The 10,642-nt window shown below is 72.5% G+C and carries 8 protein-coding genes; 6 read left to right on the top strand and 2 right to left on the bottom strand.

What is annotated here, in order from left to right; translation table 11 throughout:
* Positions 1-19: 19 nt before the first annotated feature.
* On the bottom strand, positions 20-1,348 hold the full coding sequence (locus tag ACXJKQ_RS26810) for a sugar MFS transporter (protein WP_457108715.1): 1,329 nt from the start codon (positions 1,346-1,348) through the stop codon (positions 20-22).
* A 159-nt stretch (positions 1,349-1,507) separates the two neighbouring features.
* Here ACXJKQ_RS26810 and ACXJKQ_RS26805 point away from each other — a divergent pair, with 159 nt between their 5' ends.
* Complete coding sequence (locus tag ACXJKQ_RS26805; RefSeq protein WP_457108714.1) at positions 1,508-2,671, top strand: aldose epimerase family protein; 1,164 nt, start codon at positions 1,508-1,510, stop codon at positions 2,669-2,671.
* Positions 2,668-4,467, top strand: a complete 1,800-nt coding sequence (locus ACXJKQ_RS26800; protein WP_457108713.1) for an IlvD/Edd family dehydratase — start codon at positions 2,668-2,670, stop codon at positions 4,465-4,467. Before ACXJKQ_RS26805 ends, ACXJKQ_RS26800 begins: the two co-directional genes overlap by 4 nt.
* A 26-nt stretch (positions 4,468-4,493) precedes the next feature.
* On the opposite strand, the gene ACXJKQ_RS26795 is transcribed toward ACXJKQ_RS26800, so the two are convergent.
* Positions 4,494-5,234 (bottom strand): FadR/GntR family transcriptional regulator, encoded by a 741-nt coding sequence (locus ACXJKQ_RS26795; RefSeq protein ID WP_457108712.1) that lies wholly within the window; start codon positions 5,232-5,234, stop codon positions 4,494-4,496.
* 146 nt (positions 5,235-5,380) lie between these two features.
* Here ACXJKQ_RS26795 and ACXJKQ_RS26790 point away from each other — a divergent pair, with 146 nt between their 5' ends.
* The 4 genes from ACXJKQ_RS26790 (at position 5,381) to ACXJKQ_RS26775 (ending at position 10,584) form a co-directional block, all read left to right on the top strand.
* Positions 5,381-6,988: an aldehyde dehydrogenase (NADP(+)) gene (locus ACXJKQ_RS26790; RefSeq protein ID WP_457108711.1), complete on the top strand. Its 1,608-nt coding sequence runs from the start codon at positions 5,381-5,383 to the stop codon at positions 6,986-6,988.
* 72 nt (positions 6,989-7,060) lie between these two features.
* Complete coding sequence (araD1, locus tag ACXJKQ_RS26785) at positions 7,061-8,041, top strand: AraD1 family protein (RefSeq protein ID WP_457108710.1); 981 nt, start codon at positions 7,061-7,063, stop codon at positions 8,039-8,041.
* Positions 8,042-8,043: 2 nt separating this feature from the next.
* Entirely contained in the window at positions 8,044-8,985 is a 942-nt protein-coding gene (locus tag ACXJKQ_RS26780; RefSeq protein WP_457108709.1) for a Gfo/Idh/MocA family protein, read from the top strand.
* A 72-nt stretch (positions 8,986-9,057) separates the two neighbouring features.
* Complete coding sequence (locus tag ACXJKQ_RS26775) at positions 9,058-10,584, top strand: carbohydrate porin (RefSeq protein WP_457108708.1); 1,527 nt, start codon at positions 9,058-9,060, stop codon at positions 10,582-10,584.
* Positions 10,585-10,642: the final 58 nt, after the last annotated feature.

Genomic DNA, 10,642 nt, shown 5'->3' with positions numbered 1-10,642 from the left:
TCCCCCGTCCGGCCGCCGCTCAGGCGCCCGCCGGCCGCGGCGCGGCAGCGGCGGTCCGGCAGCCCCAGAGGGCGTAGAACAGGACGTAGAGTTCGCAGGCGGCGGTGATCAGGAAGGAGCGCTGCAGGCCGAACCGGTCCGCCGCCCAGCCCTGCACCACCACCAGCGAGCCGCCCGCGATCGCCATGATCAGCAGCCCGGCCCCCTCCTCGGTGAGCGGACCGAGGCCGCGGATCCCCAAGGTGAAGATCGTCGGGAACATGATCGCGTGGAACAGGCCGACCGAGATCAGCGCCCACAGGGCGAGGTGGCCGGTCGCGAAGGTCGCCACCAGCATCACCGCGCAGGCGCCGACCGCCGCGCCGGCCAGCACGGTCTCGGCCGAGCGCCGCTGCATCAGGTAGCTGCCGCCGAAGCGCCCGACCATCATGCCGCCCCAGAGCAGGAACAGGTAGCGCGACGCCTGGGCGTGGGTCAGGTCGCCGATCTCGGGCTCCGAGACGAAGTTGATGAACAGGTTCGACACCCCGATCTCGGCGATCAGGTAGATGAAGATCGCCGGCACGCCGAGCACGAGGTTGCGGTGGCGCCGGAGCGACAGGCCGGCGCGCGCGGCCTCGGCGCCCCGGGCGGTCGCGCCGCCGGCGCCGGTCATGGCGGGCAGCGGGAAGCGGGCGATGACCACGGCGAGGACGACGAGCACCACCGCCACGATCAGGTAGGGCAGCTGAACCGACTGCGCGTCGGCCAAGCGCTCGGCCGGGGTCAGGACGGTGCCGGCGGCGGCGTTGCCCGAGGCGGAGCGGCCGAGGATCAGGGTGCCGCCGAACAGCGGCGCCAGGGTGGTCCCGAGGGCGTTGAACGCCTGCACGAGGTTGAGCCGCGCCGGGGCGCTCTCCGCCGGGCCGACCACCGCCACGTAGGGGTTCGCGGCGACCTGCAGCAGGGTGATGCCGCTGGCGATCACGAACAGGGCCGCGAGCGTGACCGCGTACGAGACCCGGTGGGAGGCCAGGATCATCCCGAGGGTGCCCAGCGCCATGATGCAGAGCCCCGTCACCAGGGCGCGCTGGTAGCCGACCCGCGCGATCAGCTTCGCCGCCGGGATCGAGGCCACGAAATAGGCGATGAACCAGACCGACTCGATCAGCGTGGTCTGGGTGTAGTCGAGGTCGAACACGCTGCGCAGGTGCGGCAGCAGCGTGTTGTTGATGACCGTGATGAAGCCCCACATGAAGAACAGGCTCGCCAGCAGCGACAGGGCCGGGCGGTAGCCGCCCCGGCCGCGCGCGGCCTCCGGCCCCGGCCGGGGCGCCGCCGTCCCGACGGTCGCGATCGGTCCTGCCATCCGGCGTTGTCCTCCGCTTTTCGAGCCGCCTTGCCGGGGTCCCGTGTTGTCCCTTTGATTTGTCTGAGTATATACCGGATTCGCGGTCGTCAACCGCGCGCCCGTCGCGGGCCGGCGCAGGACCGGTGCGGCGGGCGGAATCACGAGGGGGAGGACGCGATGCGTGGAGTGGGAACCCTGGCGCTGTGCGCCTCCGCGGCGGTCCCGGGCCTGAGCCCGGCTCCCGCCCGGGCGGCCGAGCCGACCCGGACGGTGTTCGGCACGCTGCCGGACGGCCGGACGGTCGAGGAGGTGACGCTGACGAACGGCAAGGGCCTCACGGCCAGGATCCTGTCGTGGGGGGCGCTCCTGCGGAGGCTCGACGTGCCGGACCGGTCCGGCAAGGCCGCGGACGTGGTGCTCGGCTACGACGATCTGGCCTCCTACCTGGCCAAGGGCTCCTATTTCGGCGTGAGCGTCGGGCGCTACGCCAACCGCATCCGCGCCGGGCGCTTCACCCTCGACGGACAGACCTACACGCTGGCCACCAACGACGGCCCGAACGCCCTGCACGGCGGCACGGCCGGCTTCGACAAGCGGCTCTGGACGATCACCGCGGTCCAGGGCGGCGCGGCCCCGTCGGTCACCCTCCGCTACGTCAGCCCGGACGGCGAGGAGGGCTATCCCGGCACCCTGACGGCGACCGCCACCTACACGCTGGACGACACGAACACGCTCACGGTCACCTACGAGGCGACCACCGACAAGCCGACGATCGTCAACCTGACCAACCACAGCTTCTTCAACCTCGCGGGCGAGGGCTCGGGCCGCTCGATCCTGGACCAGACCCTGACCATACCGGCGGAGCGCTTCACGCCGGTCGACGCCACCCTGATCCCGACCGGGGCGCACCTGCCGGTGGCCGGCACGCCCTTCGACTTCCGCAAGCCCACGGTGATCGGCGCGCGCATCCGCGACGGGCGGGACGCGCAGATCGTGCGCGGGCGCGGCTACGACCACAACTGGGTCGTGACCGACGCGCCCACGGCCGAGCCGCACCCCGTGGCGCGGGTCGAGGATCCGGGTTCGGGCCGCGTCCTCGACGTGGCGAGCAACCAGCCAGGCATCCAGTTCTACGCCGGCAACTTCCTCAACGCGACCGTCGTGGGTAAATCCGGCCTCGCCTACCGGCAGTCGGACGCCCTGGCGCTGGAGCCGGAGCTCTTCCCCGACACGCCGAACCAGCCGGCCTTCGGCTCGGCCCGGCTCGACCCCGGCAAGACCTACCGGAACGTGATCGCCTACCGGTTCTCGACCAGCCCCGCCCACCGGACCCAGAAATGACCGACCGACCGATTGCACGGCCCCTGCGCTCCCGCTCGTGGTTCGACAACTCCGACAATATCGACATGACGGCGCTCTACCTGGAGCGCTACCTGAACTTCGGCCTCAGCCTGGAGGAGCTCCGCTCGGGCAGGCCGATCATCGGCATCGCCCAGACCGGCTCGGACCTGTCCCCGTGCAATCGCCACCACCTCGTCCTCGCGGAGCGGATCCGCGAGGGCATCCGCGAGGCGGGCGGGATCGTCCTGGAATTCCCCGTCCACCCGATCCAGGAGACCGGCAAGCGGCCGACCGCGGGCCTCGACCGCAACCTCGCCTATCTCGGCCTCGTGGAACTGCTCTACGGCTACCCCCTCGACGGGGTGGTGCTGACCACGGGCTGCGACAAGACCACCCCGGCCTGCCTGATGGCGGCCGCCACCGTGAACATCCCGGCCATCGCCCTGTCGGTGGGGCCGATGCTCAACGGCTGGTTCAAGGGCCAGCGCACGGGTTCCGGCACGATCGTCTGGAAGGCCCGCGCGATGCTGGCGGCCGGTGAGATCGACCATGACGGCTTCATCAAGCTGGTGACCTCGTCGGCGCCCTCCACGGGCTTCTGCAACACGATGGGCACCGCCACCACGATGAACACCCTCGCCGAGGCGCTCGGCATGATGCTGCCCGGCTCGGCGGCGATCCCGGCGCCCTACCGCGACCGGCAGGAGGTGGCCTACCAGACCGGCAAGCGCATCGTCGCGATGGTCGCGGAGGATCTGAAGCCCTCCGACATCCTGACCCGCGACGCCTTCCTCAACGCCATCGCGGTCAACTCCGCGATCGGCGGCTCGACCAACGCACCGGTCCACCTGGCGGCGATCGCCCGGCACATGGGGGTCGATCTCGACATCACGGACTGGCAGACCCACGGGCTCGACGTGCCGCTCCTCGTCAACCTGCAGCCGGCGGGCACCTATCTCGGCGAGGATTACTACCGCGCCGGCAGCCTCCCGGCGGTGGTGGCGCAGCTCATGCGCCGCAACCTGATCCGCGAGGACGCGCGCACGGTGAACGGCCGCACCCTCGGCGAGAACTGCCGCGGCGCCGTGATCGAGGACGAGGACGTGATCCGGCCGATCGACCGGCCGCTCAAGGAGGCCGCCGGATTCCTGGTCCTGCGCGGCAACCTGTTCGACGCCGCGGTGATGAAGACCAGCGTCATCGACGACGCGTTCCGCGCCCGCTACCTGTCGAACCCGGAGGATCCCGACGCCTTCGAGGGTCCCGTCGTGGTCTTCGACGGGCCGGAGGATTACCACGCCCGGATCGACGACCCGGGCCTCGGCACCACCGCGGAGACCATCCTGATCATGCGCGGGGCCGGGCCGATCGGCTATCCCGGGGCCGCCGAGGTGGTGAACATGCGCCCGCCCGCGCAGCTGATCCGGGCCGGCGTGCACGCGCTGCCCTGCCTGGGCGACGGGCGCCAGTCCGGGACCTCGGGCTCGCCGTCGATCCTCAACGCCTCGCCCGAGGCGGCGGCCGGCGGCGGCCTTGCCCTCCTGCGCACCGGCGACCGGGTGCGGATCGACCTGCGCCGCGGCACCGCCGACATGCTGGTCGGTGCGGACGAGATCGCCCGCCGCCGCAGCGATCTGGAGGCCGCGGGCGGCTACGCCTATCCGGCCTCGCAGACGCCCTGGCAGGCGATGCAGCGCGCCGCCGTGGGGCAGATGCATACCGGCGCCCTCCTGGAGGGGGCGGAAGCGTTCCAGCGCATCGCGCAGACGCGGGGCGTGCCGCGCGACAACCACTGAGGCCGGCGCCCGGGCCGGCGGCGCCCTCAGGGGCGCATCGCCAGCTCGGTGTCGGCGAGGGCGAGGCGGACCAGCTCGGTCATCGTCGCGCGGGCGGCGGCCGGGTCTCCCGCCACGATCGCCTCGTAGAGGGCGCGGTGATCCGGCATCGGGTCCCGGGGCAGGACCTGGCGGCGATGCTTGAAGATCGTCGTCCAGGTGACCGCGGCGGCGATGGAGCTCGACAGGGCCATCAGCGCCCCGTTGCGGGCCGATTCCAGGATCGTGTTGTGGAAGGCCTGGTCGGCGGCCCGCCCCGCCTCGGTAGCGAGGCCGTGGCGGCCCATCTCCTCCAGGGCGTGGCCCATCCGGGCGATGTCCAGGCCCGAGCGCCGCTCGGCCGCGAGGGCCGCCGCCGCCGGCTCGACGATCATCCGCAACTCGAACAGGTCGCGGATGAACGCCTCGCTCGGCTCCGACTCGAAGGCCCACGCCAGGATGTCGGGGTCGAGCAGGTTCCAGCGGCTGCGCTGGCTCACGCGGGTGCCGGTGCGCGGACGGCTCTCGACGAGCCCCTTGGCGCTCAGGATGCGGATCGCCTCGCGATAGGCGGTGCGCGAGACATTCAATTTCTCAGAGAATTCGATCTCGCCGGGCAGCACGTCCCCGGGCGCGTAGCGGCCACCGAGGATTGCGGCCCCCAGATCGCGGGCGACCGAGCCGTGGATGCGGCGCGACCCCGAGGCGAGGGGCAGCGTGACGTTCTCCAGACCGCGATCCTGCCTCACCTCGTCAACCTCCGGTCCGGGCCACCGGATCGGGGCGGGATCGGCGTGATCGTATCCTGAAGTTGTAGGAGCGCAAAGAGGAACACCCAGCAGCGGGGATCACGGCTGCGCTTGCCGCAGGAGACGAACTGCCCTAGCTTAATTGTATGAGTAATGAGTCGCCAGGATCCGTCACGATCCGCGGCAGCGCCCTGGTCGGCGCCGCCGACGTGATCACCGCCGAGGTCTTCCGGGCCGTCGATCCCGCCACCGGGGCGGTCCTGGAGCCGGCGATCTCAGCCGCAGGTCCGGCGGAGGTCGAAGCCGCCTGCGCCCTGGCCGAGGCGGCGTTCCCGCAAGTCTCGGAATCGGCTCCAGAAACACGCGCAGGCTTTCTCGAAGCTGTGGCCGAGGGCCTTGCCGACCTCGGCGCGCCCCTCATCGATCGGGCGATGGCCGAGACGGGCCTGCCCCGCCCCCGGCTGGAGGGCGAGCGTGCCCGCACGGTCGGGCAGCTGCGCCTGTTCGCGGACCTCGTCCGGTCCGGCTCGTGGATCCGGGCGACGATCGATCCGGCGCAGCACGAACGACAGCCGCTGCCTCGACCGGATCTGCGCCGGCGCCACGTTTCCGTCGGCCCGGTGGCGGTGTTCGGCGCCAGCAACTTCCCCCTGGCCTTCTCGGTGGCGGGAGGCGACACCGCATCGGCCCTGGCGGCGGGCTGCCCGGTGGTGGTCAAGGGTCACCCGGCCCATCCCGGGACCGGGGAGATGGTCGCGCAGGCCGTGCGCGCGGCGGTGACCGCCTGCGACCTGCCCGCGGGCACATTCTCCTACCTGCCGGGGCCTTCGACGGCACTCGGAGCCGCGCTGGTCGCCGATCCGCGGATCAAGGCCGTTGGCTTCACCGGGTCGCGGGCGGGCGGGCTCGCACTGATTCGGGTGGCAGCCGGCCGGCCCGAGCCGATCCCGGTCTACGCCGAGATGAGCGCGGTCAACCCGGTCCTGCTCCTGCCCGGCGCCCTGCTGGCGCGGAACGCATCCCTGGCGGCGGGCTTCGTCCAGTCGCTGACGCTGGGAGCGGGGCAGTTCTGCACCAATCCGGGCCTGCTCATCGGGATCGCCGGCCCCGACCTCGACGCCTTCGCGGAGGCCGCCGGCGCGGCGATCCGGAAGAGCGTGCCGCACACCCTGCTCACCGCCGACATCCGCGACCGGTTCGCGGGCGCCGTCGCCGCGATGGCGGCCCGGCCGGGGGTGACGGTCGCGGCGCGCGGGGCGGCTTCCGGGCCGGGGGGCGCCCCCGCCTGCCTGCTGCGCACGGAGGCGGGCCGGATCCTAGCCGATCCGGCGCTCGCCGAGGAAATGTTCGGCCCCGCGGCGCTCTTGGTCGCCGCCGCCGACATGGCGGAGATCGCCCGGCTCCTCGAAACCCTCGGCGGCCAGCTCACCGCGACGCTGCACCTCGACCGGGCGGACGAGCATCTCGCCGCCGGGCTCGTGCCGCTGCTGGCCCGCAAGGCCGGACGGGTCCTGGCGAACGGCTGGCCGACCGGCGTGGAGGTCGCCCCCGCGATGGTGCATGGCGGCCCGTTCCCGGCGACCTCGGACGGCCGCAGCAGTTCGGTCGGAACGCTGGCGATCGAGCGGTTCTTCCGGCCGGTCTGCTACCAGGACCTGCCCGACGCGCTGCTGCCGCCGCCCCTGCGCCCGGACAATCCCTGGCATCTCGCGCGCCGGATCGACGGCGTTCTCGACCCGCAACCCGGCCGCTGACAGGCCGCCGCGCGACCCTCGACGGCCGCGCGTTCAGGACGCCCCTGTGTGGTCGTCCCCGGGAGGATACGGATGGGACGATCACTCCTACAATTCCGCTTTGCCGATGGGCAGCGGGGCGTCGCGCTGCTCGCCGACGGCCGGGCACGGCAGGTGCTCGGCGTCGACAGCGTGCTCGCCCTGGCGCGCCGAGCCTTGGCAGCGGGGGACGATCTGGCCGCGACGGCGGACCGGGCGGGGCTCGGCGCGCCCGTCGACCTCGACGCCGTCCGGCTCCTGCCGCCCGTCGACCACCCGGATCCCGCCCATCTCCTGCTGAGCGGCACCGGCCTGACGCATCTCGGCTCGGCGGAGGGCCGCGACGCGATGCACCGCGCGGCGGCGTCCGACCCGGCGCCGCCCGATTCGATGCGGATGTTCCGGATGGGCGTCGAGGGCGGCAAGCCGGCGCCGGGCGAGGCCGGCGTCCAGCCCGAATGGTTCTACAAGGGCGACGGATCCTGCCTGGTCGCCTCCGGCGAGCCGCTGGTCTCGCCGGCCTTCGCCCGCGACGGCGGCGAGGAGCCGGAGATCGCCGGGATCTACCTGATCGATGCCGACGGAGCGCCGGTGCGCCTCGGCTTCACCCTGGCGAACGAGTTCTCCGACCACGTGACCGAGCGCGGCAACTACCTGTGGCTCGCCCATTCCAAGCTGCGCCCGGCGGCCCTCGGCCCGGAGCTGTGGCTCGGTGCGCTGCCGCCGGACGTGCGCGGGACCAGCCGGATCCTGCGGGACGGCGCCGTGCTCTGGGAGAAGCCGTTCCTCTCCGGGGAGGCCAACATGTCCCACAGCATCGCCAACCTGGAGCGGCACCACTTCAAGTACGCGACGTTCCGGCGCCCCGGCGACGTGCACGTCCACTTCTTCGGGACCGCGACCCTGTCGTTCAGCGACGGCGTCGCGACCCGGCCCGGCGACGTGTTCGAGATCGAGGCCGCACCGTTCACGCGGCCCCTGCGCAACCCGCTGGCTCTGGCCCCGGCCGCCGACACGACCGTGCGGGTGCTCTGACCATGGCGGACTCGTTCAGGGCGAATCCGATCCGCATCGGGCTGGTGGGCGTCGGCAAGATCGCCCGCGACCAGCATCTGCCGGTCATCGCCGCCTCGCCGGATTACAGCCTCGTGGCGGTGGCGAGCCGGCACGGCGGCCTCGACGGCGTGCCGAGCTACCCCACCCTCGAGGCGATGCTGGCGGCGCACGGCGACCTCGACGCCATCGCCCTGTGCCAGCCGCCGCAGGCGCGGTTCGCGGCGGCCCTGGCGGGGATCGCGGCGGGCCGCCACGTCTTCCTCGAGAAGCCCCCGGGGGCGACGCTCGCCGAGGTCGGGCTCCTCAGGGAGGCCGCGCGGAGCCGGGGCGTGAGCCTGTTCGCGAGCTGGCACTCCCGCTCCGCGCCGGGGGTGGAGCCCGCGCGCCGCTGGCTGTCGGGCCGCCGGATCCGGTCGGTGGCGATCGCGTGGCTGGAGGATGTCCGCCACTGGCATCCGGGTCAGGACTGGATCTGGGACGCGGGCGGGATGGGCGTGTTCGATCCGGGGATCAACGCCCTGTCGATCGCCACCCACATCCTGCCGCCCTTCTTCCTGACCGGCGCGACCCTGTCGGTGCCGGAGAACCGGCAGGCGCCGATCGCCGCAGACCTGCACTTCGCGGATGCCGCCGGCACCCCGATCCGCGCCCGGTTCGACTGGCGCCAGACCGGGCCGCAGACCTGGGACATCCGCATCGAGACCGACGACGGCCCCCTGAACCTGTCGCGGGGCGGCGCCGCCCTGACGATCGGCGGCCGCGACCAGCCGCTCCCGCCCGAAGCGGAGTACCGCGGCCTCTACGACCGTTTCGCCGCCCTGGTCCGCTCCGGCGCCAGCGACGTCGACCTGAATCCGCTGATCCACGCCGCCGACGCCTTCATGCGCGGCGAGCGCCGCACGGTGGAGGCCTTCACGGACTGACCGGGGGGAGCGCCTGCGGGACACGAACGCGACAGAGCCAGGCAAGGCCGCGCGGTTAAGGGGGAGTCACACATGGATAAGCATTGGCGATGGGCGGCGCTCGCATTCTGCGCCGCGACGGTCACGGCGGGCGCGCGCCCGGCGGCCGCGCAGGGCGCGGCGACGGCGCCGGACGGGGGACCGTCCCTGGTGAATCCGGGACCGAAGGCCAGGCCGGCGCAGAAGGCCCGGTACCGGGCGAACCGCGCCCGGCGGCGGGTCATCCGCGAGGCGCGGAGCGCCGCGGGCGCCAGCAGCGCCGCGGCCAGTCTCGACGTGCAGGGCAGCAGCGCGGCGCCGCCCAGCCTGCCGCCGGGCACCCTCGATCTCGGCAACGGGATCAGCATGGTCCTGAACTACACGGGCGAGTTCGCCGCCAACCCGTCCGGCGGCATCCGGCAGGGATCGGCCTATGCCGGCCAGGTCGCGTTCGGCCTCGACGCCGACCTCGGCCGCCTCGCCGGGATCGACGGCGGCTCCGTCCACACCGTCGTCACCCAGCGCCACGGCCGGAGCCTGGCGCAGGATGACATCGGCTTCAACGGCAGCGTGCAGGAGATCTACGGCGGCGGCCAGACCGCGCATCTCACCCTGCTGTCCTACGAGCAGAAGTTGCTCGACAACCGGCTCGACATCGAGGTCGGCCGGCTTCTCGCAAACCCCAACTTCCTGGGCTCGCCGCTCTACTGCAACTTCCAGAACAACGCGACCTGCGGCGCACCGAAATCCATCTTCAAGCTGACGAACTTCACCTACTGGCCGATCGCGACCTGGGGCGGCCATGCCAAGGCCTGGATCAACGACACGGTATTCCTGCATGCCGGCATCTACGAGGTGAACCCCCGCGACCAGCTGCCGACCCGGAACGGGATCGACTGGTCGACCAACGGGGCCACCGGAGTCCTGGTGCCCGTGGAGGTCGGCTACTCGACCAATTTCGGCAACGATCCGCTGCCGCGCAACTACAGCGTCGGCGTCGTCTTCGACCGATCGGACTACAAGGATCCCGTATTTGACCAGCGGGGCGGCGCCCAGGTCTTCAGCGGCCTCGATCCGCTGACCCGGTTCGGACGCTCGGCGGTCTATGCCCGCTTCGACCAGATGGTGTGGCGGCCGGATCCGAACGGCGTCCAGGGCCTGTCGGTCTTCGGCGTCGCGATCGGCGGGACCGGCGGCCGGCAGACCCAGGACTTCTTCTTGGAGGGCGGCGCCGTGCTGACCGGCACCGTCCCGGGCCGGCCTTACGACACCCTCGGCTTCGTCTTCGCCATGGAGAAGCTCTCGCCGCTGGGCACGGCCAACATCCGGGCGGCGCGCGGCGCGCTCGGGCTCGGCACCCGGAACGTCGAATCCCTGCAGACCATCCTCGAGCTGAGCTACGGCATCCAGCTCACCCCGGCGGTGCGGCTGATGCCGAACCTGCAATACGTGATCGACCCGGACCAGACGCGCTTCCCGTTCCGCCCGAAGCCGATCCCGGACGCCTTCGTGATCGGCGCCAAGCTGTCGGTGGACCTGTTCACCCTGGCCGGCCTCGCGAAGGGTCCGGGCAGCCAGTAAGGCCGCCGGCCATTCCCGACGCCGGCAGGGCCGCGGGCGCAGCGGGGATCGTCGGAGC

The sequence above is a fragment of the Methylobacterium sp. P5_C11 genome (assembly GCF_054049775.1).
This window is presented reverse-complemented; position numbering and strand designations above follow the sequence as displayed.